Genomic DNA, 26,439 nt, shown 5'->3' on the forward strand with positions numbered 1-26,439 from the left:
GGGGTGTAGCCGCTGCCGCAGGCTGCGAACGGCTCCGCAGGAGACGCAGGGATCCCGAGGACGCCGAAGGTCTGCCGGGTGATCGCTAGGCACAGGTCGGAACGGATGCCCATAGCGGGGCGAGCCGGTCAGTGCCGGCGCTTGAGGGTGTCGGAGGGCAGTTCGCCGTATTGCTGGCGGTAGCTCTGGGCGAAGCGGCCCAGGTGCAGGAAGCCGAAGTCCAGGGCCAGTTCGGTGACGTTGCGCACCGGGCTGTGCGGGTCGCTGAGGCAGGCGTGCACCCGCTGCAGTTTCTTCTGGCGGATGTAACTCTTCGGCGAGGTGCGGGCGTTGCGTTCGAACAGCGCATACAGCGAACGCAGGCTCATGCGCGCCTGCTGCGCCAGTTCTTCGCAGCCGATGTCGTGCTGGAGGTTGCGTTCGATGTAGTCGGCAATGCGTTCGAAGGTCGCCGCCGAGGCGCCCAGGGCTCCGCGCTGCACGTTGGTCTGCATCAGCCCCAGCAGTTTGCCCACCAGGATGTGCGCGTAGTGCTCCTGGACCTTGGGCATGCTTTCCAGGGCTTCGGCTTCCTGGCACAGCAGGCTCAGCAAGGGGATGAAACCTTCCAGCTCCTGCAGTTGGTAGCGCTGGCGCAGAAAGCGCACGCCCTGCCCCGGGTACTGCCAGCGCTGTTCCTGGCAGGCGGCTTCCAGCAGGTGGGTGGGAATCTTGATGATGAATTTTTCGCAGTCGTCGGAATAGGTCAGGTCCACCGGGTCGTCGGGGTTGATCAGCAGCAGCTCCCCCGGGGCGAAGTAGTGTTCCTGGCCCGGGCCGCGCCACAGGCAGTGGCCACGCAGCAGCACTTGCAGGTGGTAGATGCTTTCCAGCGCCGGCGAGGTGACGCGCACGCTGCCGCCGTAGCTGATGCTGCACAGGTCCAGGCTGGCCAGGGCACGGTGCTGCAGGCTGGCCTGCGGGTGGCCGGCACGCGGCAGGCGGATGCAGTGGCTGCCCACGTGCTGGTTGACGTAACCGGATACGGCATAGGGATCGGCTTGAACAAACACGCTACTGCGCTCACTCAACAGATGCATTTGCATGATCGGGTCACTCTGATGGTTCTTATCAGGTCTGCGTTTCAGGCACGCAACGCAGTCTCGTCAGGCCAGGCATAACGGCAAAAGCCACGGGCACCTGGGTCGGTGCTCCGTGGCCGGGTCAAGCAGGGTCGGCGCTTCAGTCTTCCAGGGCGCGGACCCGCTCGTGGCGCTGCTGTTCTTCCGGCTGGGCCGAAGACTGCAGGGTGAAGTCAAACTCGATCTCGGCAAAGCGCCCGCTGACCCCCAGGGCCTTGGCCCGGGCCTGGTCTTCGCTGAAGGTGATCTGGGCAATCAGCTCGTCGCGAGTGGCGTAGGCGAAGTCATCGTGCAGGTACTGGTCGCCATCCAGGTTGATCTGGGTAGTCAGGTGACGATGGTCATCGGCCGAGATGAAGAAGTGGATGTGCGCCGGGCGCTGGCCATGGCGGCCCAGTTGGTCCAGCAGTTGCTGGGTCGGGCCGTCCGGCGGGCAGCCGTAGCCGGACGGCACGATGCTGCGAAAGCGATAGCGGCCCTCGGCGTCGGTGACGATGCGCCGGCGCAGGTTGAATTCCGACTGGCTGCCGTCGAAGTAGGAATAGGTGCCGCCGGTGTTGGCGTGCCAGACATCGACGATGGCGCCGGCCAGGGGCTCGCCGGCGGTGTTGCGGACCTGGCCGCGCATGAACAGCACCACGCCCGGATCGAGACCGTCGTCCAGGCGCGCTTCACCCTGGCTCAGCGGCGCGCCGGCCACGTACAGCGGGCCTTCGATGGTGCGCGGGGTGCCGCCGGTCTTGCCCACCTGTTCGTCGGCGGCGTCCATCAGCAGATCCAGGTAATGCTCCAGGCCCAGGCCCGCGGCCAGCAGCCCGGCTTCCTGGCGAGCGCCCAGGACGTTGAGGTAGTTGACCGCTTTCCAGAACTCTTCCGGGGTCACCTGCAGGTCTTCGATGATGTTCACCGAGTCACGCAGGATGCGGTAGATGATGGCCTTCGCCCGGGGGTTGCCGCCTTCGGTGAACTGGCCGCTGGCTTCTTCAAGAAACTGCTGGGCACTGGCAGTGTGGGAAATTCTGACGTTCATGATTAATCCTCATCTTGTATTTATTAGAGTGGTGAACGGGCTGGAGCTAACTCAGCGGTCATCCTCATGAATGGACGAAGGATGCCTGCACATGGCGTCAACTTCGATGGCCATGTACGGGTACAGCGGTAATTGCATCAGGGTGTCGTGCAGTTCCTGCACGCTGTCGACGTCAAACACGCTGTAGTTGGCGTACAGCCCGGCAATGCGCCACAGGTGGCGCCACTTGCCTTCGGCCTGCAGGCGCTGGGCCAGGGCCTTTTCATCGGCCTTCAGTTGCGCGGCGCGCTCGGGGTTCATGTCGACCGGCAGGTTCACGGTCATTTTCACGTGGAATAGCATGCAGCCCTCCTCAGGTGTGATGCAGCACGGGGGTGGTTTTGTCGCGACGGAAGAACGCCAGGCGCTCTTCGTCCAGGCTCAGGCCGAGGCCCGGCGCCCGTGAGACATGCAGGTGGAAATCCCGGTACACCGGCGCCTCGGCGAGGATGTCCTCGGTCAGCAGCAGCGGGCCGAACAGCTCGGTGTCCCAGCTCAGTTTGTTCAGGGTCAGGAAGGCGTGGGCCGAGGCCAGGGTGCCGATGCCGCCTTCGAGCATGGTGCCGCCGTACAGGCCGATGCCCGCCGCTTCGGCGATTGCCGCAGTGCGCAAGGTGGCGCGGGGCCCGCCGTTCTTGGCGATCTTCAGGGCGAACACCGAGGCCGCGCCTTCCCGGGCCAGGTTGAAGGCGTCTTCCACGCATTCGATGGATTCGTCGGCCATGATCGGCGCCGGGCTGCTGGCATTCAGGCGCACCATGCCGGCGCGGTTGTTGCGCGAAATCGGTTGTTCGATCAGGTCGATGCCATTGCCGCCGAGGATGCGGCAGGCGCGCAGGGCCACGGCTTCGTCCCAGGCCTGGTTGACGTCGACGCGCACGCTGGCGCGGTCGCCCAGGGCCTTCTTGATGGCGATCACGTGGGCCAGGTCGCGGTCCACTTCACCGGCACCGATCTTCAGTTTAAAGATCCGGTGGCGGCGCAGGTCGAGCATTTTCTCGGCTTCGGCGATGTCCTTGGCGGTGTCGCCGCTGGCCAGGGTCCAGGCCACGGGCAGCGCATCGCGCACGCGGCCGCCCAGCAGCTCGCTGACCGGCAGCCCAAGGCGCTTGCCCTGGGCGTCGAGCAAGGCGCTTTCGATCCCGGACTTGGCGAAGGTGTTGCCGCGGATGCTCTGCTCCAGGCGCAGCATGGCGGCGTTGATGTTGCTGGCGTCCTGACCGATCAGTAGCGGGGTGAAGAAGCGGTCGATGTTGGTCTTGATGCTGTCCGGGCTTTCGTTGCCATAGGCCAGGCCGCCGATGGTGGTGGATTCGCCCAGGCCTTCGATGCCGTCGGCGCAGCGCAGGCGGATCAGCACCAGGGTCTGGTTCTGCATGGTGTGCATGGCCAGCTTGTGGGGGCGAATGGTCGGCAGATCGACGATGATCGTTTCGATCGATTCAATGGCAGAAGCGTGCATGTCCATACCCGTCAGGTTCTTGAAGTTCTGCGCTCGATTCTGTCCCGGCTTTTTCCGGGGTTCCAATATAGAATTGGTCTGGCTTGATACCTTTAAGGTATGCACATCACCACTGGGGAGCTGTCATGGAACTGCGTCATCTGCGCTATTTCCAGGTGCTGGGGGAAACCCTCAATTTCACCCGTGCCGCCGAGCGCCTGCACATCGCCCAGCCGCCCTTGAGCCGGCAGATCCAGCAACTGGAAGACGAGTTGGGGGTGCTGTTGCTGGAGCGTGGCCGGCCGCTGCGCCTGACCGCCGCCGGGCGGTTTTTCTATGAGCACTCCAACCGGGTGCTGGAGCAGTTGGGCAAGGTCTGCGACAACACCCGGCGCATCGGCCTGGGGCACAAGACCTGGCTGGGCATCGGCTTTGCCCCTTCGACCCTGTACGGCGTGCTGCCGCAACTGATCCGCCGCCTGCGCAGCAACGAAACCCTGGAGCTGGAACTGGGGCTGTCGGAAATGACCACCCTGCAACAGGTGGAAGCCTTGAAGGCCGGGCGCATCGATATCGGCTTCGGGCGGATTCACATCGACGACCCGGCCATCGTGCAAAGGGTGCTGACCGAGGACCGGCTGGTGGTCGCCCTGCCCGCCGGCCACCCCTTGCTGGGGCAGGCACTGACGCTTGAGCAACTGGCCAACGAGCCCTTCGTGCTCTATCCGGCCAACCCGCGCCCGAGCTACGCCGACCACGTGATCGCACTGTTCAACGCCCGCGGCCTGAACCTGAAGATCGCCCAGTGGACCAACGAATTGCAGACCGCCATCGGCCTGGTGGGCGCCGGCATCGGCGTCACCCTGGTGCCGGCCTCGGTGCAGGTGCTGCACCGCGACGACATCGGTTTTTGCCCCTTGCTGGAAACCGCGGCCACCTCGCCGATCATCCTCAGCCGCCGGGTCGGCGAGCCGTCACCGGGCCTTACCCACTGCCTGCACCTGATCGCCCAGCTACGGGCCGAAATCGGTCGCGAAGAACCTTCCATCAACTGAAAGCCAAACGGCCGAGGCGTTAGGCCTTACAATATGCCGTTCAATACAGGGCGTAGTCTTTGGGGCAGTGCATGGAAGTATCGAGAGCCGGGCTGATCATCCGGCGCATTCTGGCTTACCTGGCCGACAGCATGCTGATACTGCTGCTGTGGTTTGTCCTGTGCCGATTGGCCGAGAAGCTCCAATACCCGGAGCTGATGCTATTTTCCAGCTGGAGCCTGTTGGTGACCTGGTGCCTGTATTTTCCCCTCGGCGAATACCTGTTGCGTGGCTACACCGTCGGCAAAGCCCTGTGCGGCCTGCAAGTGATCAATGGCATCGGCCAGCCACCCTCGCTGTTGCAGGTGCTGATCCGCTCGGCCACCCGCCCCTTTGAAGCCGCCATCAGCCCGGTGACCCTGCTGATCTGCTGCGAATCGAGCCGCGGCCAGCGCATCGGCGACCGGCTGGCGCGCACCTATGTCATCCCGCACAAGGACCTGGCGCGGCTACGTGGCTTGATGGCCGCTCAGCCAGACCTGCCTTGAGCCTCTACCAGTCATCCATTCAATCTCGCGCCTTGGCATGGCGCTTTTCCGGGAGCCTTCATGGCCATCGATCAACACCCGCATGAACAGGCCCTGGGCACGTTCCTCGAACAGCGCCCCGAGCTGCGTGAACAGCTGGACCACCTCAACCCTCTGGAAGCCCGGGCCCGGGGCGAAACCCCGGCGCAGTACCGCGCCGAGCGCCTGCATGAAGCCTTCGAGGCCGAAGCCGAGCGCCTGGGGCTGTTCGCCTGGGAGTTGAGCCTGCAACTGACTGCCGCCAGCCCGGAGGACTTCCACGCCCAGCGCCTTGAGGTGCACAAGGAGGTGGCGGAAATGGCTGGCATGCCGTGGGATGACTATTGCGCCCTGCATCATCTCGCCCCCTAGCCTTGACTCGCACGCGTCCCCCGCAGTCCCTGTTCAGGAGAACCGACGATGTTGCCTTCGACTTCCACGCAATCGGCCAGCGCCGCCCTGCAGCACACGCAGAAATGGCGCGGGCGGGTCGGCCTCGGGCTGGTGGCCTGCCTGTCCGTACTGGCCGGGATGACCGACGCCATCGGCTTCATGGCCACCGGCGATTTCGTGTCTTTCATGAGCGGCAACACCACGCGCATGGCGGTGGCCATCAGCGATGGCGAGCTGGGCCTGGTGCTGCGCCTGCTGCTTCTGGTGGCGACATTTGTCGTCGGTAACGCCCTGGGCGTGGTGGTCAGCCGCCTAGCCGGGCACCGTGCCCTGCCCTTGCTGCTGAGCATTGGCGCGTTGCTCTGCGCCTCCGCCGCCTGGCCCTTCGAGCAGCAATTGCCGGCCCTGGTGGCGGCGATCATCGCCATGGGCATGCTCAACGCCGCGGTGGAAGAAGTGAACGGCCTGCCCATCGGCCTGACCTACGTCACCGGGGCCCTGTCGCGCTTTGGCCGCGGGCTGGGGCGCTGGGTGCTCGGCGAACGGCGCAACGGCTGGCGGGTGCAACTGGTGCCGTGGAGCGGGATGTTCGCCGGAGCGGTGCTGGGGGCCCTGCTGGAACAGCACCTGGGGCTCAAGGCGCTGTATGTCAGCGGGTTGTTTGCCGCCTTGCTGGGCATCGCGTCATTGAAGATTCCGCGCCGCTGGCAACTGGGCTACAAGACCCGCTGACTTGCGCCGCCATCAGTCGAACAGACCGCCGCTGTCGGTATCGATGACGATCGACGACAGGCTGATGTGCCGCGGCCGGGTCAGGGCGAAGACCAGCGCTTCCACCACATCGCGGTTGGTGCCCTGCTCGCCCTTCTGCCGTGCCGGGACCTGCTGCCAGGCCTCGTCCAGCGGCGAGATGTCTTCCAGGTACGGCGGATGCACGCAGAGCGAACGCACCGGCGTGCCCTTGAGCATTTGCCGCAGGCCGTCGGCCAGGGCCAGTTGCCCGTGCTTGGCCGCATAGAACGGCAGCGACACGCTGTGCAGCGGTGCATTGGGCAAACCGCTGATGGAGCCGATGGTGACGATGTCCGGGCGCTTGGAAGTCTTGAGCATCGGCAGCAGGCCCTGGGTCAGCAGGAAAGTGCCAGTCAGGGCCGCATCGATCACGCCTGTGACCTCGGCGGCGCTGTGGGGCTGTTCACTGGCTTCCAGCCACATGGCGCCGTTGTTGATCAGGATATCCACCTGGGGATGGCGCACGTGGATTTCCGCCAGAGCGGCCTTGACGCTGTCGCTGTTGGCCAGGTCCACCACTACGTGATCAGCGGGGCTGCCGGTGCGCGCCTCGATGGCGGCGCTGACTCGAACCAGGGCCTCGGGGTTGCGCCCACAGAGAATCAACTTGCAACCCAGGTCCGCCAGGCTGATGGCCAGCGCTGCGCCCAATCCCCTTCCCGCCCCCGTGACCACTACGACCGCCGAATTCAGATCCATCATCCCTTGCTCCTTGTCCCAGGTTGATTGAAGGCGCGAGTCTATCCCTCGTCCCAGGGTTTGGGGCCAGGCAAAGCTTTACCCGATATGTCCTGGGCTTGCCGAGCCAGAGCCTTCGGGGCGAAAGGGGTTTAGCCGATCCACGGAGAAAGCTTTATCATGGCCGCAGTTTTATCCATCGAGTCCGTCATGAAGTTCGCCATCGCCCTGTTCTCTGCCGCTCACGCGCCTTCCTCGCGCCGCGCCCTGCTGTTCGCCCAGGCGGCGCTGGCGGGCGGGCACGAGATTGTCCGGCTGTTTTTCTATCAGGACGGCGTGTACAACGCTGCCAACAGCGTCGTCACGCCCCAGGACGAACAGGACCTGCCCCGGGAATGGCGCGAATTTGTCGGCCAGCATCAGCTCGATGGCGTGGTGTGCATCGCTGCGGCCCTGCGCCGGGGCATGCTGAACGCCGACGAAGCCCAGCGCTATCAGCGCGCGGCGGTGAACGTCGAGGCGCCCTGGGAACTGTCGGGGCTCGGCCAGTTGCATGACGCGGTGCAGGCCGCCGACCGCCTGATCTGTTTTGGAGGGGCGTGAAATGGCCAAATCCCTGTTGCTGATCAGCCGTCAGGCGCCGTGGTCCGGCCCCGGGGCCCGGGAGGCCCTGGACATCGTCCTGGCCGGCGGCGCCTTCGACCTGCCCATCGGCCTGCTGTTTCTCGACGATGGCGTGCTGCAACTGGCGCGCGGGCAACAGGCTTCGCTGCTGCGCCAGAAAGACCTGAGCGCCAACCTGCAGGCACTGTCGCTGTTCGGCGTCGACGAGCTGTTCGCCTGCAGCGCCAGCGTCAAGGCCCGCGGCCTCGACCCGGCGGCCCTGGGCCTTGACGCGGTACAGCTGCTGGACGCCCCGGAGCTGGCCGGGATCATCGACCGTTTTGACCAGGTGATTACCCTCTGATGTCGACCTTGCATGTGTTGTCCCACTCGCCCTTCACCGACACCCGCCTGAGCAGTTGCCTGCGCCTGCTGGGCAGCACCGACGGCCTGCTGCTGTGCGGTGACGCCGCCTATGCCCTGCAGCCGAACACGGCCGTTTACGCCGAACTGGGCGCCCGCAGCGGCCTGAATCTGTATGTGCTGGAAGAAGACCTGAACGCTCGCGGCCTGGCCCTGCCGGCGTGGGCCCGCGCGGTGGACTACCCGGGCTTCGTCGAATTGTCGATTCAGCATGACAAGGTCAACACCTGGCTATGAGTACCCTGACTGTGGGCGCCCGCGCCATTGAGCTGGACAAGGACGGTTACCTGGTCAACCTCGACGACTGGTCCGCCGAGGTGGCGCAGGCCCTGGCCGCCAACGAAGCGCTTGAACTCAGCGCGGAGCACTGGGAAATCCTCGAACTGCTGCAAGGCTTCTACAAGGAGTTCCAGCTGTCCCCGGCCACCCGCCCGCTGATCAAGTACACCGCTCTCAAGCTGGGCCCGGACAAGGGCAACAGCCTGCACCTGAACCGACTGTTCAAGGGCACTCCCGCCAAACTTGCCGCCAAGCTGGCGGGCCTGCCGAAGCCGACCAATTGCCTATGAACGATTTCGCCCCCCTGCTCACCCAGACCCCGCAAGAGCATCCCTTCGCCCAGTTCGTGCGAATTCTCGGCAAGGGCAAGCGCGGCGCGCGCAACCTGACCCGGGAAGAAGCCCGGGAGGCCATGGGCATGCTGCTGGACGACAAGGTCGAGGACACCCAGCTCGGCGCCTTCCTCATGCTGCTGCGGCACAAGGAAGAAAGCCCGGAGGAACTGGCGGGCTTCACCGAGGCCTTGCGCCAGCGCCTGAACGCCCCGGCGATCCCGCTGGACCTCGACTGGCCGACCTACGCCGGCAAGAAGCGCCACCTGCCCTGGTACCTGCTGGCGGCCAAGTGCCTGGCGCAGAACGGCGTGCGCATCCTGCTCCACGGTGGCGGCGCCCACACCGCCGGGCGCCTGTACACCGAGCAGTTGCTGGAGCCCCTGGGGATTCCCCTGTGCCGTGACTGGCAGGCGGTCGGCCGCGCGCTGGACCAGGACAACCTGGCCTTCATGCCCCTGGGCGACTGGGCGCCGCAATTGCAGCGCATGATCGATTTGCGCAACATCCTCGGCCTGCGCTCGCCGATCCACTCCCTGGCGCGCCTGCTCAACCCCCTGGGCGCCCGTTGCGGCCTGCAGAGCATCTTCCACCCCGGTTACCAGGCGGTGCACCGCGATGCCAGCGGCCTGCTGGGGGACAACGTGATCGTGATCAAGGGCGATGGCGGCGAGATCGAGATCAACCCGGACACCACCAGCCATCTGTACGGCAGCACCGGCGGCGTCAGTTGGGACGAGGAATGGCCGGCGCTGTCGGCGCAACGCCATGTGAAACCGGCAAGCCTGGACCCCGAGCACCTCAAGGCGCTGTGGCGTGGCGAGGTGCAAGACAGCTACCCACAACTGGCCCTGCTGGCGACCATGGCCCTGGCCTTGCGCGGTTTGGGCACGCCTCGGGAACAGGCGTTCGCGCTGGCCGAACAGTATTGGGCGGCCCGTGACAGATCGATTTAATCGATCAAAACCGCCCACGCTTTGCGCTTTTTGTTCGAACCCAGCGGCATAGACTGCACTCCAACGCACAATAGCTGAGGAGCACTCCATGGGTTTGCTGATCGATGGGCGCTGGCACGACCAGTGGTACGAAAGCGGCAAGGACGGCGCCTTCCAACGGGAGCAGGCGCAACGCCGTCACTGGGTCACCGCCGATGGCCGCCCGGGCCCCAGCGGCGAAGGCGGCTTTGCCGCCGAGGCCGGGCGCTACCACCTGTATGTCTCCCTGGCCTGCCCCTGGGCCCACCGCACGCTGATCCTGCGCAAGCTCAAGGGCCTGGAGCAGTTGATCGACGTCTCGGTGGTCAGCTGGCTGATGCGCGAGAACGGCTGGACCTTCGACAGCGCCTACGGCTCCAGCGGCGATGCGCTGGATCACTTTGACTTCATGCACCAGCGCTACACCGCCGACAGCGCCGACTACACCGGCCGCGTCACCGTGCCGGTGCTGTGGGACAAGCAGCAACAGCGCATCGTCAGCAACGAGTCGGCGGAGATCATCCGCATGTTCAACAGCGCCTTCGACGGCCTGACCGGCAATGATCTGGACTTCTACCCGCAGCCACTGCGCGCACGCATCGATGAACTCAACGCACGCATCTACCCCGCGCTGAACAATGGCGTGTACCGCGCCGGGTTTGCCACTTCACAACAGGCCTACGAGGCGGCGTTCGATGATGTGTTCGCCGAACTGGATGAACTGGAGACTCTGCTGGACAAGCAGCGCTACCTGGCCGGCGAGTACCTGAGCGAAGCCGATGTGCGGCTGTTCACCACGCTGATCCGTTTCGATGCGGTGTACCACGGCCACTTCAAGTGCAACCTGCGGCGGATGGCCGATTACCCGAACCTGTCGAACTGGCTGCGGGAGCTGTACCAGTGGCCGGGAATTGCCGAGACCGTGGATTTTGCCCATATCAAGGGGCACTACTATGCCAGCCATCGCACCATCAATCCGACCGGGATCGTGCCAAAGGGGCCGTTGCAGGATTTCAACCGCGGCCATGATCGGCAGCGGTTGAGCGGACTAGGGGTTTGGTGCAGGGATTGAGGACGCTTTCGCTGGCAAGCCAGCTCCTACAACCGTGGGGTGTGTAGGAACCGGCTTGCCGGCGAAGCATTCAGACCTCGGACTGGGCGCCTTCGAACCAGGCCAGCTTCTCGCGCAGCTGGACCACTTCACCAACGATCACCAGGGTCGGCGCGTGCACTTCGTGCTCCGCCACCAGCGCCGGCAGGTTGGCCAGGGTACCGGTGAAGACGCGCTGGTTGCTGGTGGTGCCCTGCTGAACCAGCGCTGCCGGAGTGTCGGCGCCGCGACCGTGCTTGATCAGTTGCTCGCAGATGGTCGGCAAGCCCACCAGCCCCATGTAGAACACCAGGGTCTGGGCGGGCGCCACCAGGTCGCTCCAGGGCAGGTTGCTGGTGCCGTCCTTGAGATGCCCGGTGACGAAACGCACCGATTGCGCGTAGTCGCGGTGAGTCAGGGGAATACCGGCATAGGCCGAGCAACCGCTGGCCGCGGTAATCCCCGGCACCACCTGGAACGGAATGCCGTGGGCCGCCAGCTCTTCGATCTCTTCGCCGCCCCGGCCAAAGATGAACGGATCGCCCCCCTTGAGCCGCACCACACGCTTGCCTTGCTGGGCCAGGGTCACCAGTTGCTGGTTGATCTGTTCCTGGGGCACGGCGTGATCGGCGCGACGCTTGCCGACGTAGATGCGTTCGGCGTCGCGGCGGCACAGTTCGAGAATCGCCGGCGCCACCAGACGGTCGTAGAGCACCACGTCGGCCTGCTGCATCAGGCGCAGGGCGCGGAAAGTCAGCAGGTCCGGATCACCCGGGCCCGCGCCGACCAGATACACCTCGCCCGGCGCATGGGGCGCCTTGCCGGCAATCTTGGCCTGCAACAGACGTTCGGCTTCCGCCCCCTGCCCCGCCAACTGACGATCAGCGATAGGGCCCTGGAACACGTCCTCCCAGAACGCCCGGCGCTGCTGCACATCCGGAAACAGGCCTTTGACCTGGGCCCGGAAACGCGCCGCCAACCCGGCCAACTGGCCGTAGGTGGAAGGAATCCAGGTTTCCAGCTTGGCCCGGATCAACCGCGCCAGCACCGGCGCATCGCCGCCGCTGGAAACCGCGATGACCAGCGGTGAACGGTCGACGATGGCGGGGAAGATCACGCTGCACAGGGCCGGCGCGTCCACCACGTTGACCGGGACGCAACGCCGATGGGCATCGGCGGAGACCTGGGCATTCAGGGATTCGTCGTCGGTGGCGGCGATGATCAGGGTGCAGCCGTCGAGGTCTGCCTCGACATACCCACGCAGCAGGGACTCACCGCCGCTGGCGACGATCAGCTCCTGCAATTGCGCTTCTATTTCAGGTGCGACCACCCGCAGCTGCGCACCGGCATCGGCCAGCAGACGGGATTTGCGCAAGGCAATCTCCCCTCCACCGACCACCAACACACGACTGCCGCGAAGGTTGTGAAACAGCGGCAGATATTCCATTTAGCCGATGACCTCAAGACCACCCATGTACGGCTTCAGCACGTCCGGCACGCGGATCGAACCGTCGGCCTGCTGGTAGTTCTCCAGCACCGCCACCAGGGTGCGGCCCACGGCCAGGCCGGAACCGTTGAGGGTGTGCACCAGCTCCGGCTTGCCGGTTTCTGGGTTGCGGAAACGCGCCTGCATGCGCCGGGCCTGGAAGTCGCCGCAGTTGGAGCACGACGAAATCTCGCGGTATTTGTCCTGGCTCGGTACCCAGACTTCCAGGTCGTAGGTCTTGACCGCGCTGAAGCCCATGTCGCCGGTGCACAGGGCCAGTACGCGGTACGGCAGTTGCAGCAGTTGCAGGACTTTCTCGGCGTTGGCAGTCAGGCCTTCCAGGGCTTGCATGGAAGTCGACGGCTCGACCACCTGGACCATCTCGACCTTGTCGAACTGGTGCTGGCGGATCATGCCGCGGGTGTCGCGGCCCGAGGCACCGGCTTCACTGCGAAAGCACGGCGTGTGAGCGACGAACTTCAGCGGCAGTTGCTTGGCGTCGAGAATCTCGCCCGCGACGATGTTGGTCAGCGACACTTCGGCAGTCGGGATCAGGTACAGATCGGCCTCGCCTTCGCGAGTGATCTTGAACAGGTCTTCCTCGAATTTCGGCAACTGGCTGGTGCCCACCAGGGCCGGGGCCTGCACCAGGTACGGGGTGTAGGCCTCTTCGTAGCCGTGCTCGCCGGTGTGCAGGTTGATCATGAACTGCGCCAGGGCGCGGTGCAGACGGGCAATCGGGCCGCGCAGCAGGGCGAAGCGCGCGCCGGACAGCTTGGCGGCGGTTTCAAAGTCCAGCCAGCCATGGGTTTCGCCCAGGGCCACGTGGTCCTTGATCGGGAAATCGAAGGCAGTTGGGGTGCCCCAGCGGCGCACTTCGACGTTGCCGTCTTCGTCTTCGCCCACTGGCACCGATTCGTGAGGCAGGTTGGGAATGCCGAACAGGATCGAATCCAGTTCGTTCTGGATGTTTTCCAGCTCGACCTTGCCAGTGCTCAGCTCGTTCCCCATGCGCTCAACGTCGGCCATCAGCGGGGCGATGTCTTCGCCGCGTTGCTTGGCCTGGCCGATGGACTTGGAGCGCGCGTTACGTTCAGCCTGCAGTTGCTCGGTGCGGGTCTGCACGGTCTTGCGCTGTTCTTCCAGCGCTTCGATGCGTGCCACATCCAGGGCAAAGCCACGGGATGCCAGACGATCCGCTACGTCCTGGAGGTTGCTACGTAACAGTTTGGAATCGAGCATGTCGTTCTCTCGTTTATCAAAGTTTGGTCAAGGACAGGCCGGCCCAGGTAGCAAGCAGCCCGCCGAATACACTCAGTGCCGCGTAGCCCAGGGCCAGCGCCACTTGTCCGCTTTCCAGCAGACGCACGGTATCCAGTGAAAAGGATGAAAAAGTCGTCAGGCCACCGAGGAAGCCCACTATCAATCCGGCACGCACTTCGATCGGCACCTCCGGACGGACCAGGAACAGCCCGTACAACACGCCGATCAGCAGGCAGCCCACGATATTAACGGCCAGCGTCGCGGTATAGAAGTGCCGCGGCCAATTGGCGTTGATCCAGTTGCCGGTGGCAAAGCGCAACAGGGTGCCAGCCACGCCGCCAGCGGAGACTGCAAGGATCAGGGGGATCAAGGTTTTCTCCGCTGCAGGGGGCTGGCCCGGTCCAGGGCAGCCAGGTGCTTGAGCTTCTCGCCGATCTTCAGCTCCAGGCCACGGGGCACCGGCTGGTAGAGCGGCAAAGGCTCCAGCTCTTCGGGGAAATAGTCTTCGCCGGCGGCGTAGGCATCCGGCTCGTCATGGGCATAGCGGTATTCGTCGCCATAACCCAACTGCTTCATCAGCTTGGTCGGGGCATTGCGCAGGTGGATCGGCACTTCCAGCGAACCGTGCTCGGCAGCGGCGCGCATGGCGGCCTTGAAGCCCATGTACACGGCGTTGCTCTTCGGCGCGCAAGCCAGGTAGGTGATGGCCTGCGCCACCGCCAGCTCGCCCTCGGGGCTGCCCAGGCGCTCTTGCACGTCCCAGGCCGCCAGGCACAGGCTCAGCGCCCGGGGGTCGGCGTTGCCGATGTCCTCGCTGGCCATGCGCACCACGCGCCGGGCCAGGTACAGCGGGTCGCAGCCGCCGTCGAGCATGCGCGCAAACCAGTACAGGGCGCCGTCGGGGTTGGAGCCGCGCACCGATTTGTGCAACGCGGATATCTGGTCGTAGAAGGCTTCGCCACCCTTGTCGAAACGCCGGCGGGTATCGCCCAGCAGGCTTTGCAGCAGATCAACGCCGATCTCGCCACCGTCTTCGGCCAGGTCCGAGGCGTTTTCCAGCAGGTTGAGCATGCGCCGGCCATCGCCATCGGCCGCCGACAGCAGCATCTGGAAGCCTTCGTCGCTGAGGCTCAACTGGCGCTTGCCCAGCCCCCGCTCTTCAGTCAGGGCGCGCTGTACCAGGCTGCCGAGGGCCGCTTCATCCAGGCTCTTGAGCACATACACCCGCGCTCGGGAGAGCAAGGCGTTGTTGAGCTCGAAGGACGGGTTTTCCGTGGTGGCACCGATAAAGATCAGCGTGCCGTCTTCCACGTAGGGCAGGAAGGCATCCTGCTGGGACTTGTTGAAGCGATGCACTTCATCGACAAACAGAATGGTCCGCCGCCCGTATTGCCCGGCCTGCTGCTTGGCGATTTCCACCGCCTGGCGGATCTCCTTGACCCCGGCCAGCACCGCCGAGACGGTTTCGAAGTGGGCGTCCGAGACTTCCGCCAACAGCCGCGCCAGGGTGGTCTTGCCGACCCCGGGCGGGCCCCAGAAGATCATCGAATGCAGGGTGCCCTGCTCCAGGGCCTCGCGCAGCGGCTTGCCCCGGGCCAGCAGGTGCTGCTGACCGACGTACTCGTCCAGGTTGGTGGCACGCAAGCGTGCGGCCAGTGGCTGGGCGATCGGGGCACTACGAAACAGGTCCATGGACTACCTTCGAAACCTTGCGGCTGCGGCTGCTTACTCTTGGATCACATCGGCACCCTTGGGGATGTCGAACTTGAACTTGGACGCCGGGATCGCTTCGTTGGCCTTGACCCCGGTGAACAGGATATTGGTGCGCTGGCCGACGCTGTCGATCAACTGCATGTCGTTGATCATCCCGTTGCGAAACGACAGGCGCAGGCTGTCGAACAGGGTGTCGCGGGTTTTCGGCTTGAGGGTGAAGTCCATCACGCCACCGGCTTCCTTGGAAGTGATGTCGAAGCTTTCGCTGATTTTCGACACGTCACCGGACAGCAGCAGGGCTGGGGTCTGGGTCAGGCGCTGGTCGAGCTTCTTGATGGTCACCTGCTCCAGGTCCGGGTCCCACAGCGAGACTTTCTGGCCATCGGAAACCATCAGTTGCTCTTGCGGCGCATCGGTGTGCCAGTAGAACAGGCCAGGACGCTGCAGCGACATCTCGCCAGCGGTTTCCTGCAATTGGGTGCCGCTGCCGTCCAGGGTCAGCTGGGAGAAACGCGCGGTCAGGGTCTGGGATTTTTCCAGCAACTGGGTCAGGCGCGCCACGTCTTTGGGGTCGGCGTGAGCCGACAGGGTGGTCACAGCCAGTACCGGCAGCAGCAACATGCGAATCAGGCGCATGGAATTCCTCATAAATTGGATGGGCATACGAGCGGCGTGGCATCACGCCGCTGAAAACGAAACGGGATCAGTCGCGCATCGGGCCCGGCGCCAGCACTTCGCGGGAGCCGTTGGTGTTCATCGCCGTCACCACCCCGGCCATTTCCATGGCCTCGATCATCCGGGCGGCACGGTTGTAGCCAATCTTCAGCTTGCGCTGTACCGCCGAGATCGAGGCCCGGCGGCTTTCCAGGACGAACTGCACGGCTTCGTCGTACAACGCGTCGGCTTCCGGATCATCACCGTCGCCACCGCCGCTGCTGCCTTCGAAACCACTGCCCGCCTCTTCGACACCGTTGAGGATGTCGTCGTTGTATTCCGGCGCGCCGCGCAGCTTCCAGGCCTCCACCACACGGTGTACTTCATCGTCGGAGACGAAGGCGCCGTGGACACGGATCGGCAGGCTGGTGCCCGGCGGCATGTAGAGCATGTCACCGTGACCCAGCAGTTGTTCGGCGCCGCCCTGGTCGATGATGGTCCGCGAGTCGATCTTGCTCGACACCTGGAACGCCATGCGGGTCGGGATGTTGGCCTTGATCAGGCCGGTGATCACGTCCACCGACGGCCGCTGGGTCGCGAGGATCAGGTGGATACCGGCGGCCCGGGCCTTCTGGGCGATACGTGCGATCAGTTCTTCGACCTTCTTGCCGACGATCATCATCATGTCGGCGAATTCGTCCACCACCACGACGATGGTCGGCAACTTGGTCAGCAGCGGCGCTTCGTCGTGGATGCTTTCGCGGTTGTACAGCGGATCGGCCAGCGGTGTGCCGGCGTCGATGGCTTCCTTGACCTTGGCGTTGAAGCCCGAGAGGTTGCGCACGCCCATCTTGGCCATGAGCTTGTAGCGCCGCTCCATCTCCGCCACGCTCCAGCGCAGGGCGTTGGCCGCGTCCTTCATGTCGGTGACCACCGGGCACAGCAGGTGCGGGATGCCTTCGTAGATCGACAGTTCGAGCATCTTCGGGTCGATCATGATCAGCTTGGCGTCTTCCGGGCCGGACTTGAACAGGATCGACAGGATCATCGCGTTGACCCCCACCGACTTACCGGAACCGGTAGTACCGGCCACCAGCAGGTGAGGCATTTTCGCCAGGTCGGTGATGATCGGCTTGCCGCCGATATCGTGGCCCAGGGCCAGGGTGACCGGGGATTTGAAGTTGTCGTATTCCGGGGTCGAGAGCACTTCGGAGAAGCGCACGATCTGCCGGTCTTCGTTGGGAATCTCGATGCCCACGGTGGTCTTGCCGGGAATCACTTCCACCACGCGCACGCTGGTCACCGCCAGGGAGCGAGCCAGGTCCTTGGCCAGGTTGGCGATACGGCTGACTTTCACCCCCGCCGCTGGCTGGATTTCGTAACGGGTAATCACCGGGCCCGGGTGGATCGAATCCACCGCAACCTCGACGCCGAATTCCTTGAGTTTGATTTCCAACAGGTGACCGACGGCGGCCAGGGATTCCGGGGAATAGTTCAGCTGCTTCTTTTCTGCCGGGTCAAGAATCGAGATCGGCGGCAAGGTGCCTTCCACCGCGCTGTCGACGAACAGCGGCACCTGCTTCTCTTTCTGCACGCGCTTGCTCGGCTCCGGCGCCTTGGTGACCACCGGGGTGATGACCGGCGGCACCTGTTTCTCGCGCTCGGACATGTGCTTGCTCAAGGCCTGCTCGCGCTCGATAAGGCGCTCCTTGACCTTGGCCTGCTCGCGTTTGTCGGCAACGTTCGGGGTGACCACTTCATCGACCCGGGCATCCACTTCACGCAGTTGCGCCACCAGCTGCTTGCGTTCCACTCGCGCATCCCACCAGCGGTTGGCGGCGCCCTGGAACAGTTCGAACAGGTCGAGGGTGATCTTGCCGGTAACGTCCATGACCTTGAACCAGGACAGGTCGGTGAACACCGTCAGGCCAAACAGGAACAGGGCGATGAACATCAGGGTACTGCCCTGCACGTTCAGGGCATTCTTGGCCAGGTCGCCCAGGCTTTCGCCCAGGGCGCCACCGGCACCGGCCGGAAGGCCCGTGGCGGCATGGAAGTGGATATGCGCCAGCGCCGCGCCGGACAGCACCAGAAACACCAGGCCGATCAGCCGCCAGGAAAACAGCCAGCCGCTCCACTGCCAGGGTTCATGGCGCTGACGAAAGATCTGGTAAGTCTTGATCGCCAACAACAACGGAAATATATAGGCGAAGTAACCCAACACCATAAACAGGATATCGGCGCTGTAGGAACCGGCGGGACCGCCGAAGTTCTGCACGTCGTCAATCTTGCTGTTATGACTCCAGCCCGGATCATCTTTCCCGTAGGTCAGAAGTGCCATCATCAAGAACAGGCACAGGGCTCCAATGGCGATCAACGCACCTTCCTTGAGCCGGTAGTGCAATTGCTGACGCCAGAGCGGAACAACAGGTTTAGGTGCTGCGGTGGATTTCTTCAAAACGCGTCTTTTCCTGCGCCAAGGGCGCGTCCAACGGGTGATTGACTACAAGATACTGCTCAATCCGAGCAGGTAAATAAAGTTGACCGGCGTAACTGGGGCTACTTTTAACACTCTGCCCCTTGCTTCTGAAACAGTGCAATTCTGAATAAACCCGGTACAGCGTCGTATTGTACGGGTTTGTTCACGCCGTGCCACGTCGGAACCGTCCGATCAGCATAGCCAACTGCGTGTTACACGCTGTTCAATTGGAGCATGCATTCTCTTTTGTGACAAAGGCTTATGAGGTGTTTTTATGAACCAAGCGAAGCATTCACGCCTGATCATTCTGGGCTCCGGCCCTGCCGGTTACAGCGCTGCCGTTTACGCCGCCCGAGCCAACCTCAAACCAACGGTCATCACCGGCCTGCAAGCCGGCGGTCAATTGACCACCACCACCGAAGTCGACAACTGGCCCGGTGACGTGGAAGGCCTGACCGGCCCGGTGCTGATGGAACGCATGCAGAAACACGCCGAACGCTTCGACACCGAGATCGTCTATGACCACATCCACACCGCACAGTTGCAACAGCGGCCGTTTATCCTCATCGGCGACAGCGGCACCTACAGCTGTGATGCGCTGATCATCGCCACCGGCGCATCGGCGCAGTACCTGGGCCTGCCCTCCGAGGAGGCCTTCGCCGGCAAGGGGGTATCCGCCTGCGCCACGTGCGACGGCTTTTTCTACCGCAACCAGGTGGTGGCGGTGGTCGGCGGCGGCAACACCGCTGTGGAGGAAGCACTGTATCTGTCGAATATCGCCAAAGAAGTGCACCTGGTGCATCGCCGCGACAAGCTGCGAGCGGAGAAAATCCTCCAGGACAAGCTGTTCGACAAGGCGGCCAACGGCAACATCCGCCTGCACTGGAACCAGCACCTGGACGAAGTGCTGGGGGATGCCAGCGGCGTGACCGGCGCCCGCCTCAAGGACAGCCACAGCGAACAGACCAAGGATCTGGCGCTGGCCGGAGTATTTATCGCCATCGGCCACAAGCCCAATACCGATTTGTTTCAGGGGCAATTGGAAATGCGCGACGGCTATCTGCTGGTCCGCGGCGGCAGCGAAGGCAACGCCACCGCCACTGGCATCGCGGGAGTCTTCGCCGCCGGCGACGTGGCCGATCACGTCTACCGCCAAGCCATCACTTCCGCCGGCGCCGGCTGCATGGCGGCCCTGGATGCGGAAAAATTCCTCGACGACAACTAATCCCTCGCCCTACGCTTGTGGCGGGCCAGCCATGGCTCGCCACCACCCTCCCCTGCCGCAAGTCTGGATGCCATGCTGACCTGGTTACAACGCAACACACTCGACTTCCCCCCCCTGGAAAAAGCCATGCGCGTGCCCAACGGCTTGCTGGCCGCAGGCGGAGACTTGTCCGCCGAGCGCCTGGTCCAGGCTTATCGCCATGGCTGCTTTCCCTGGTTTTCCGAGGGACAGCCGATTCTCTGGTGGTCCCCGGACCCGCGCACGGTGCTGTTTCCGGACGAACTGCATGTGTCCCGCAGCCTGGGCAAACTGCTGCGCAAGCAGCGCTATCAGGTGACCTTCGACCAGGACTTTGCCGCCGTCATCAACGCCTGCGCGGCCCCCCGGGCCTACGCCGACGGCACCTGGATCAGCGAGGCGATGCAACACGCCTATCTGCAACTGCATCAACGTGGCTACGCCCATTCGGTGGAAGTCTGGGACCAAGGCCGCCTGGTCGGCGGCTTGTATGGGCTGGCCATGGGGCAGCTTTTTTTTGGCGAATCAATGTTCAGCCGCGCCGACAATGCCTCGAAAGTCGGCTTCGCGACCCTGGTGGAGCACCTCAAGACGTGGGGATTCGTGCTGATCGACTGCCAGATGCCCACTGAGCACCTGCAAAGCCTCGGCGCCCGATCGATTTCCCGGCCAGAGTTTGCGGGCTACCTGAAACACCACCTGGACCTGCCGAGCCGCGCCACATGGGTTTCCTAGGCGGGTTTGCCGGTGGTGGCTTACACTTAATTGCAAAGCTTACTCCGAGGGTTGACTCATGACCGAGTTGGCGCGCCTGAAGTTTTATGCCACCCAACCCCACTCTTGCAGCTACCTGCCCGACGAACAGGCGACCACCTTGTTCCTCGACCCCAGCCAGCCGATGGACGTGCATGTCTACGCCGACCTGTCGGAAATGGGCTTTCGCCGCAGCGGTGACCATCTGTATCGGCCGCACTGCCAGAACTGCAACGCTTGCGTGCCGGCACGCATTCCCGCCGCGCAGTTCCTGCCCAATCGCCAGCAAAAGCGCATTCTCAAGCGCAACAGTGACTTGACCGTAACAGCCGCCAAGCCCTGCTTCAGCGAAGAATATTTCGAGCTCTACCAACGCTATATCGAACAACGCCACGCCGACGGCGATATGTTCCCGCCCAGCCGCGATCAGTTCTCGACCTTCCTGGTTCGCGACCTGCCCTTCTCGCGCTTCTACGAATTCCGCCTGGACGGCCGCCTGTTGGCAGTGGCCGTCACCGACCTGCTGCCCAATGGCCTGTCAGCGGTCTACACCTTCTACGAGCCCGACGAAGAACGCCGCAGCCTGGGGCGCTTTGCGATCCTCTGGCAAATTGGCGAAACCCTGCGCCTGGGACTGGACGCGCTGTACCTGGGCTACTGGATCAAAAACTGCAAAAAGATGAACTACAAGACCCAATATCGCCCCATAGAGCTGCTGGTTAATCAGAGATGGGTGATCCTGAACTAGAAGGTCTTGGCTTGAACCCCACTTTTCGGGCACAATGCACGCCGCTTTTGCCTGGCGCAGTTGCACCGGGCCATTCATTGGACACCGAGGGCTTTACTGCATGTCGAAAGAAGACAGCTTCGAAATGGAAGGCACTGTCGTCGACACCCTGCCCAACACCATGTTTCGTGTGGAGTTGGAAAATGGGCACGTCGTAACCGCGCATATTTCCGGCAAGATGCGCAAGAACTACATTCGTATTCTTACCGGTGACAAAGTGCGCGTCGAGCTGACGCCCTATGACTTGAGCAAAGGGCGCATCACTTACCGCGCTCGCTAAGCAAGTCAATACAAGACGCCCGGTTATGCCGGGCGTTTTTGTTCGTCTGCAAAAAAATTTTCAACCGCCAGATAGCACAAAGGCACCCTCCGGTGCCTTTGGCGGTACTGCTGCGTTACGCGGCCATCAAGCCATTTCCGCCGTGGTCTCGAAATCGAAGGTCAACTCGCCATCCTTGATGTCGATGTGTACTACACCGCCATGATCGGACAATTCGCCAAACAGGATCTCCTCGGCCAGCGGACGCTTGATCTTGTCCTGGATCAAACGTGCCATTGGGCGCGCGCCCATGGCGACGTCGTAACCACCGGCAGCCAGCCAGCTGCGAGCGGCATCGGTCACTTCCAGCTGCACGCGCTTGTCTTCCAACTGCGCTTGAAGCTCGGTAAGGAACTTGTCCACCACGCTCTTGATCACTTCGTGGCTCAGGCGACCGAACTGGATAATGGTGTCCAGACGGTTGCGGAACTCCGGCGTGAAGCTCTTCTTGATCACTTCCATGGCATCGGAAGAGTGATCCTGATGAGTGAAACCGATAGAGGCTCGCGCCGCAGTTTCAGCACCGGCGTTGGTGGTCATGATGATGATCACGTTGCGGAAGTCTGCCTTGCGCCCGTTGTTGTCGGTCAGGGTGCCGTGATCCATCACCTGCAGCAGCAGGTTGAAGACTTCCGGATGGGCCTTCTCGATTTCGTCGAGCAGCAATACGCAATGCGGTTGCTTGGTGATTGCCTCGGTCAGCAAGCCACCCTGGTCGAAACCGACGTAGCCGGGAGGCGCACCGATCAAGCGCGATACGGTATGCCGCTCCATGTACTCGGACATGTCGAAGCGCACCAGCTCGATCCCCATGGCCTTGGCCAACTGCCGGGCCGCCTCGGTCTTGCCGACACCGGTAGGACCAGCGAACAGGAAGGAGCCGACCGGTTTGTCGGGCGACTTCAAGCCTGCACGGGACAGCTTGATCGCCGTGGACAGCGAATCGATCGCCGCATCCTGGCCAAACACCGTCAACTTGAGATCGCGCTCAAGATTGCGCAGCAGCTCTTTATCGGAACTGGTGACGTGTTTTGGTGGAATCCGGGCAATTTTCGCCACGATGTCTTCCACCTGAGCCACCTCGATGCGCTTCACACGCTTCTCGGCTGGCTGCAGACGCTGATAGGCGCCTGCCTCATCAATGACGTCGATGGCCTTGTCCGGCATATGCCGGTCATTGATGTAGCGCGACGCCAGTTCAGCCGCGGCGCGCAGGGCTTCGTCACTGTATTCGATGCTGTGATGCTGCTCGAAACGGCCCTTGAGGCCACGCAGGATACCGATGGTGTCTTCAACCGAAGGTTCGGACACATCGACTTTCTGGAAGCGCCGCGCCAAAGCCCGGTCCTTCTCGAAAATACCGCGAAACTCCTGGAACGTAGTCGAACCGATGCAACGGATATCACCCGAAGACAGCAGCGGCTTGAGCAGATTCGAGGCATCCATCACCCCGCCGGATGCCGCACCGGCACCGATGATGGTATGGATTTCATCGATGAACAGGATCGCCTGAGGGCGCTTTTTCAATTCGCCCAGCAGCGCCTTGAAACGCTTCTCGAAATCGCCGCGGTACTTGGTACCAGCCAGCAGCGCCCCGAGATCCAGCGAGTAGACAACACTGTTAGTCAGCAGGTCCGGCACTTGATTGTCGACAATGCGCTTGGCCAGTCCTTCGGCAATCGCGGTCTTGCCCACACCCGCCTCACCCACCAGCAGCGGGTTGTTCTTACGCCGACGAGCCAGGATCTGCGCTACGCGCTCGACTTCCTGCTCACGCCCTACCAGCGGATCAATGCGCCCCTGACGGGCCAGCTCATTGAGGTTGCTGGCATAGGCATCCAGCGGATTCCCCGAAGAAGACGACTCACCACCCTCCTCGTCCTGCATATCCTGTTCACCTTCAGAATGATCGCCATGCCCTGGCACCTTGGAGATGCCATGGGCGATGTAGTTGACCACGTCGATACGGGCAACGCTCTGCTGTTTCAGCAGGAACACCGCCTGACTCTCCTGCTCACTGAAGATCGCCACCAGCACATTGGCGCCAGTGACTTCACGCTTGCCCGAGCTCTGTACGTGAAAGACAGCACGTTGCAATACACGCTGGAAACCCAGGGTTGGCTGAGTTTCGCGATCCTCGTCATGCACGGGAATCAGCGGCGTGGTGGAGTCGATGAACTCCTGCAGATCATGCTTGAGTTTGTCGAGGTTTGCTCCGCAGGCACGTAAAACGGTGGCGGCGGCCTCATTATCCAAAAGAGCCAACAGGAGATGCTCGACGGTCATGAACTCATGACGCTTCGAACGGGCCTCCTTGAAGGCGAGATTGAGGGTGACTTCGAGCTCGCGGTTTAACATAGCTTCACCTCATACCCAAGTGGTCGGCGTTAACCGTCCTTCTCGATTTCACAGAGTAGCGGATGCTGGCTTTCCCGGGCGTACTGGTTGACCTGCATGGCCTTGGTCTCGGCGATGTCGCGGGTAAACAATCCACACACTGCCCGCCCTTCGGTATGGACGGCCAGCATGACCTTGGTCGCCAGCTCGCGATTCAGGTTAAAAAACATCTCGAGCACTTCGACGACGAAATCCATCGGCGTGTAGTCATCGTTGAACAAAACCACCTTGTACATCGGCGGCGCCTGGAGAGCAGGCTTAGCCTCCTGCACCGCCAAGCCAGCGGAATCGTCGTCGTGCAAGTCCGGGCGATCCTGATTGAATGTTAGTCGAATCTGGCTGATTGCATGCATGGAAAGAAAGGTTCGTCAGTTGTGCAAATACAGTGGTGGGGGCGCCCTGGAAGGATTTCAACTCCGACCGCCGGGTCACCTTGACTATCGGCAAAACGGTGTTACAACCAATAGGGCCCACATTGGGTAATAAACGTCCGCGGCGTCAATCTTTTTACCAAGTTTGGCGGCGGATGAACTGGATGATACTCCAGTGATGGAGTCTGTTGCAGAGGGATATGAGTATGGCTAGCGGTAAGGTCAAGTGGTTCAACAATGCCAAGGGTTATGGCTTTATTAATGAGGAGGGCAAGACTGACGATCTGTTTGCCCATTACTCGGCCATCGATATGGATGGCTACAAGACCTTGAAAGCCGGACAGGCTGTGAGCTTCGAGATCATCCAGGGGCCCAAGGGCTTGCATGCGATCAAAATCAGCGCCTTGAAGGTGCCCGGCGAAATCGTGACCGCCCAGGCCCAGCCCGAAAGCGCACTGAGCTGATCGAACCAACATCCAGTCATAAAAAAACCGGCCGACTCAAGGGATTGAGTCGGCCGGTTTGCTTTGTGCGCAGCGCAGCTTACATGTGCGAGATCAACGCATCACCGAAGGCCGAGGAGGACAGCAGGGTTGCACCGTCCATCAGGCGTTCGAAGTCATAAGTCACGGTCTTGGCCGAGATCGCGCCATTGGTGCCCTTGATGATCAGATCGGCCGCTTCGGTCCAGCCCATGTGGCGCAGCATCATCTCTGCTGAAAGGATCAGCGAGCCCGGGTTGACCTGGTCCTTGCCGGCATACTTGGGCGCGGTACCGTGGGTCGCCTCGAACATGGCCACGGTATCGGACAGGTTGGCACCTGGAGCAATACCGATACCCCCCACCTCCGCCGCCAGGGCGTCGGACAGGTAGTCACCGTTGAGGTTGAGGGTAGCGATCACATCGTATTCAGCCGGACGCAGCAGGATCTGCTGGAGCATGGCATCGGCGATGGCATCCTTGACAATGACATTCTTGCCGGTTTTCGGGTTCTTGAACTGCATCCAAGGACCACCGTCCAGCAGGGTCGCACCGAACTCTTCGGCCGCCACTTCATAGGCCCATTCCTTGAAGGCACCTTCGGTGAACTTCATGATGTTGCCTTTGTGCACGATGGTCAGCGAGTCACGATCGTTATCCACTACATACTGCAGCGCCTTGCGCGCCAGACGCTTGGTGCCCTGCAGGGAAACCGGCTTGACGCCAATGCCGCAGTTTTCGTCGAAACGGATCTTGGTGACCCCCATCTCCTCCTTGAGGAACTTGATGACCTTGGTGGCTTCTGCCGAACCGGCCTTCCACTCGATGCCAGCGTAAATGTCTTCGGAGTTTTCACGGAAGATGGTCATGTCCACATCACCCGGCTTTTTCACCGGGCTAGGCACACCTTCGAACCAACGCACCGGGCGCAGGCAGACATAGAGGTCGAGTTGCTGACGCAGGGCCACGTTCAGAGAGCGGATGCCGCCACCGACCGGCGTGGTCAGCGGGCCCTTGATGGAAACCACGTAATCCTTCACCGCATCCAGGGTTTCCTGAGGAAGCCAGGTGTCCTGGTCGTACACTTGAGTCGCTTTTTCCCCGGCATACACTTCCATCCAGGAAATCTTGCGTTCGCCGCCGTAAGCCTTCTTAACCGCAGCATCGACAACCTTGATCATAACCGGGCTGATATCAACACCAATACCGTCGCCTTCGATGAAAGGAATAATCGGGTTGTTAGGAACATTGAGAGAATGGTCTGCGTTGACGGTGATTTTGTCGCCGACTGCTGGAACCTGAATCTTCTTGTATCCCATGCTGAACTCCGTTGTGTGGATTGAACATCTGGCTGCGTTCGAGCGTACCCCAGTTGAATCTGGACGGGAACCTCATGTTCCACCCATATGCCGTGAAAGCTGCATGGTTCGCGGCCTACAAGCCTGAATGCAAAGGGAAAAGTGCCAAAGTCGAGCACCCCGAATGACTCTACGCCTGCACCCCGCCTGCGACCTTTAGACCAATGGACGAGAACCGGCGCCTATGAAGCATCGGCGTTTTGCTAGCTACCTATGTATAATGCCGCCGCTGACCACAGAGTCACGACGGCCGAATGCTCTGCTACCGATAAAACAAGCCGAGAATGGCCGCCCAAAGCCGGGTTGTTACCGCAACCCACCCGCTTGACGCTCGACTGAT

Annotated in this window: 29 protein-coding genes; 15 read left to right on the forward strand and 14 right to left on the reverse strand. The window is 62.6% G+C overall.

What is annotated here, in order from left to right:
- Positions 1-128 precede the first annotated feature (128 nt).
- From LXM55_RS20110 to LXM55_RS20125, 4 genes are all read right to left on the reverse strand, one after another.
- Positions 129-1,085 carry an AraC family transcriptional regulator gene (locus LXM55_RS20110; RefSeq protein ID WP_233321996.1) on the reverse strand — a complete coding sequence of 319 codons (957 nt, stop codon included), beginning with the start codon at positions 1,083-1,085 and terminating at the stop codon, positions 129-131.
- A gap of 136 nt (positions 1,086-1,221) precedes the next feature.
- A complete protein-coding gene (gene catA / locus LXM55_RS20115) occupies positions 1,222-2,151 on the reverse strand; it encodes a catechol 1,2-dioxygenase (RefSeq protein WP_233321997.1) in 930 nt (309 codons plus the stop codon).
- A 51-nt stretch (positions 2,152-2,202) separates the two neighbouring features.
- Positions 2,203-2,493 (reverse strand): muconolactone Delta-isomerase, encoded by a 291-nt coding sequence (gene catC, locus LXM55_RS20120; RefSeq protein WP_011062149.1) that lies wholly within the window; start codon positions 2,491-2,493, stop codon positions 2,203-2,205.
- A 10-nt stretch (positions 2,494-2,503) separates the two neighbouring features.
- Positions 2,504-3,652 carry a muconate cycloisomerase family protein gene (locus LXM55_RS20125; protein ID WP_180988469.1) on the reverse strand — a complete coding sequence of 383 codons (1,149 nt, stop codon included), beginning with the start codon at positions 3,650-3,652 and terminating at the stop codon, positions 2,504-2,506.
- Positions 3,653-3,777: 125 nt separating this feature from the next.
- On the opposite strand from LXM55_RS20125, the gene LXM55_RS20130 reads away from it, so the two are divergent.
- The 4 genes from LXM55_RS20130 to LXM55_RS20145 all read left to right on the forward strand — a co-directional run bounded on the left by LXM55_RS20130 (position 3,778) and on the right by LXM55_RS20145 (position 6,356).
- The gene (locus tag LXM55_RS20130; RefSeq protein ID WP_233321998.1) at positions 3,778-4,686 is read left to right on the forward strand and encodes a LysR family transcriptional regulator; all 909 of its coding nucleotides are present in this window, start codon (positions 3,778-3,780) and stop codon (positions 4,684-4,686) included.
- A 71-nt stretch (positions 4,687-4,757) separates the two neighbouring features.
- On the forward strand, positions 4,758-5,213 hold the full coding sequence (locus LXM55_RS20135; protein ID WP_233321999.1) for an RDD family protein: 456 nt from the start codon (positions 4,758-4,760) through the stop codon (positions 5,211-5,213).
- Between the two features lie 60 nt (positions 5,214-5,273).
- Entirely contained in the window at positions 5,274-5,603 is a 330-nt protein-coding gene (locus LXM55_RS20140) for a DUF6388 family protein (RefSeq protein WP_233322000.1), read from the forward strand.
- 48 nt (positions 5,604-5,651) lie between these two features.
- On the forward strand, positions 5,652-6,356 hold the full coding sequence (locus LXM55_RS20145) for a YoaK family protein (protein WP_233322001.1): 705 nt from the start codon (positions 5,652-5,654) through the stop codon (positions 6,354-6,356).
- Positions 6,357-6,368: 12 nt separating this feature from the next.
- Here LXM55_RS20145 and LXM55_RS20150 read toward each other — a convergent pair whose 3' ends face one another.
- Complete coding sequence (locus tag LXM55_RS20150; RefSeq protein ID WP_233322002.1) at positions 6,369-7,118, reverse strand: SDR family oxidoreductase; 750 nt, start codon at positions 7,116-7,118, stop codon at positions 6,369-6,371.
- Between the two features lie 186 nt (positions 7,119-7,304).
- On the opposite strand from LXM55_RS20150, the gene tusD reads away from it, so the two are divergent.
- The 6 genes from tusD to LXM55_RS20180 all read left to right on the forward strand — a co-directional run bounded on the left by tusD (position 7,305) and on the right by LXM55_RS20180 (position 10,777).
- Positions 7,305-7,697 (forward strand): sulfurtransferase complex subunit TusD, encoded by a 393-nt coding sequence (gene tusD, locus LXM55_RS20155; RefSeq protein WP_233322267.1) that lies wholly within the window; start codon positions 7,305-7,307, stop codon positions 7,695-7,697.
- 1 nt (position 7,698) lies between these two features.
- Positions 7,699-8,061: a sulfurtransferase complex subunit TusC gene (gene tusC / locus LXM55_RS20160; RefSeq protein ID WP_233322003.1), complete on the forward strand. Its 363-nt coding sequence runs from the start codon at positions 7,699-7,701 to the stop codon at positions 8,059-8,061.
- Entirely contained in the window at positions 8,061-8,357 is a 297-nt protein-coding gene (gene tusB, locus LXM55_RS20165) for a sulfurtransferase complex subunit TusB (RefSeq protein ID WP_233322004.1), read from the forward strand. Before tusC ends, tusB begins: the two co-directional genes overlap by 1 nt.
- Positions 8,354-8,689 carry a TusE/DsrC/DsvC family sulfur relay protein gene (locus LXM55_RS20170; RefSeq protein ID WP_233322005.1) on the forward strand — a complete coding sequence of 112 codons (336 nt, stop codon included), beginning with the start codon at positions 8,354-8,356 and terminating at the stop codon, positions 8,687-8,689. The genes tusB and LXM55_RS20170 overlap by 4 nt, the downstream gene beginning before the upstream one ends.
- On the forward strand, positions 8,686-9,687 hold the full coding sequence (locus tag LXM55_RS20175) for a glycosyl transferase family protein (RefSeq protein WP_233322006.1): 1,002 nt from the start codon (positions 8,686-8,688) through the stop codon (positions 9,685-9,687). The genes LXM55_RS20170 and LXM55_RS20175 overlap by 4 nt, the downstream gene beginning before the upstream one ends.
- 88 nt (positions 9,688-9,775) lie before the next feature.
- The gene (locus LXM55_RS20180) at positions 9,776-10,777 is read left to right on the forward strand and encodes a glutathione S-transferase family protein (protein ID WP_233322007.1); all 1,002 of its coding nucleotides are present in this window, start codon (positions 9,776-9,778) and stop codon (positions 10,775-10,777) included.
- Between the two features lie 70 nt (positions 10,778-10,847).
- Here LXM55_RS20180 and cysG read toward each other — a convergent pair whose 3' ends face one another.
- The 6 genes from cysG to LXM55_RS20210 all read right to left on the reverse strand — a co-directional run bounded on the left by cysG (position 10,848) and on the right by LXM55_RS20210 (position 18,369).
- The gene (gene cysG / locus LXM55_RS20185) at positions 10,848-12,242 is read right to left on the reverse strand and encodes a siroheme synthase CysG (protein WP_233322008.1); all 1,395 of its coding nucleotides are present in this window, start codon (positions 12,240-12,242) and stop codon (positions 10,848-10,850) included.
- On the reverse strand, positions 12,243-13,523 hold the full coding sequence (gene serS, locus LXM55_RS20190) for a serine--tRNA ligase (RefSeq protein WP_233322009.1): 1,281 nt from the start codon (positions 13,521-13,523) through the stop codon (positions 12,243-12,245).
- A gap of 16 nt (positions 13,524-13,539) precedes the next feature.
- A complete protein-coding gene (gene crcB / locus LXM55_RS20195) occupies positions 13,540-13,914 on the reverse strand; it encodes a fluoride efflux transporter CrcB (protein WP_011062165.1) in 375 nt (124 codons plus the stop codon).
- Positions 13,911-15,236, reverse strand: coding sequence for a replication-associated recombination protein A (locus LXM55_RS20200; protein WP_233322010.1), 1,326 nt, complete (start codon positions 15,234-15,236; stop codon positions 13,911-13,913). Before LXM55_RS20200 ends, crcB begins: the two co-directional genes overlap by 4 nt.
- 33 nt (positions 15,237-15,269) lie before the next feature.
- Positions 15,270-15,893, reverse strand: a complete 624-nt coding sequence (lolA, locus tag LXM55_RS20205) for an outer membrane lipoprotein chaperone LolA (RefSeq protein WP_011062167.1) — start codon at positions 15,891-15,893, stop codon at positions 15,270-15,272.
- A 67-nt stretch (positions 15,894-15,960) separates the two neighbouring features.
- Positions 15,961-18,369 carry a DNA translocase FtsK gene (locus tag LXM55_RS20210; RefSeq protein ID WP_233322011.1) on the reverse strand — a complete coding sequence of 803 codons (2,409 nt, stop codon included), beginning with the start codon at positions 18,367-18,369 and terminating at the stop codon, positions 15,961-15,963.
- 295 nt (positions 18,370-18,664) lie between these two features.
- Between LXM55_RS20210 and trxB the strand changes: the two genes are divergently transcribed.
- The 4 genes from trxB (at position 18,665) to infA (ending at position 21,453) form a co-directional block, all read left to right on the forward strand.
- On the forward strand, positions 18,665-19,615 hold the full coding sequence (trxB, locus tag LXM55_RS20215; RefSeq protein ID WP_233322012.1) for a thioredoxin-disulfide reductase: 951 nt from the start codon (positions 18,665-18,667) through the stop codon (positions 19,613-19,615).
- A 72-nt stretch (positions 19,616-19,687) separates the two neighbouring features.
- Positions 19,688-20,368 carry a leucyl/phenylalanyl-tRNA--protein transferase gene (gene aat / locus LXM55_RS20220; protein WP_233322013.1) on the forward strand — a complete coding sequence of 227 codons (681 nt, stop codon included), beginning with the start codon at positions 19,688-19,690 and terminating at the stop codon, positions 20,366-20,368.
- A gap of 58 nt (positions 20,369-20,426) precedes the next feature.
- Positions 20,427-21,134: an arginyltransferase gene (locus LXM55_RS20225; RefSeq protein WP_233322014.1), complete on the forward strand. Its 708-nt coding sequence runs from the start codon at positions 20,427-20,429 to the stop codon at positions 21,132-21,134.
- A gap of 100 nt (positions 21,135-21,234) precedes the next feature.
- Positions 21,235-21,453: a translation initiation factor IF-1 gene (gene infA, locus LXM55_RS20230; protein ID WP_002553999.1), complete on the forward strand. Its 219-nt coding sequence runs from the start codon at positions 21,235-21,237 to the stop codon at positions 21,451-21,453.
- 126 nt (positions 21,454-21,579) lie between these two features.
- Here the strand turns inward: infA and clpA are convergent, their stop codons facing one another.
- Both clpA and clpS read right to left on the reverse strand, forming a co-directional pair.
- Positions 21,580-23,850 (reverse strand): ATP-dependent Clp protease ATP-binding subunit ClpA, encoded by a 2,271-nt coding sequence (gene clpA, locus LXM55_RS20235; protein ID WP_233322015.1) that lies wholly within the window; start codon positions 23,848-23,850, stop codon positions 21,580-21,582.
- 29 nt (positions 23,851-23,879) lie between these two features.
- Positions 23,880-24,242, reverse strand: coding sequence for an ATP-dependent Clp protease adapter ClpS (clpS, locus tag LXM55_RS20240; protein WP_011062173.1), 363 nt, complete (start codon positions 24,240-24,242; stop codon positions 23,880-23,882).
- Positions 24,243-24,460: 218 nt separating this feature from the next.
- On the opposite strand from clpS, the gene cspD reads away from it, so the two are divergent.
- Positions 24,461-24,724, forward strand: coding sequence for a cold shock domain-containing protein CspD (gene cspD, locus LXM55_RS20245; protein WP_325169906.1), 264 nt, complete (start codon positions 24,461-24,463; stop codon positions 24,722-24,724).
- Positions 24,725-24,803: 79 nt separating this feature from the next.
- On the opposite strand, the gene icd is transcribed toward cspD, so the two are convergent.
- Complete coding sequence (gene icd / locus LXM55_RS20250; protein WP_011062175.1) at positions 24,804-26,060, reverse strand: NADP-dependent isocitrate dehydrogenase; 1,257 nt, start codon at positions 26,058-26,060, stop codon at positions 24,804-24,806.
- Positions 26,061-26,439: the final 379 nt, after the last annotated feature.

Origin of the sequence: Pseudomonas sp. Au-Pse12 (genome assembly GCF_021341665.1) — a bacterium.
Lineage (GTDB): Bacteria > Pseudomonadota > Gammaproteobacteria > Pseudomonadales > Pseudomonadaceae > Aquipseudomonas.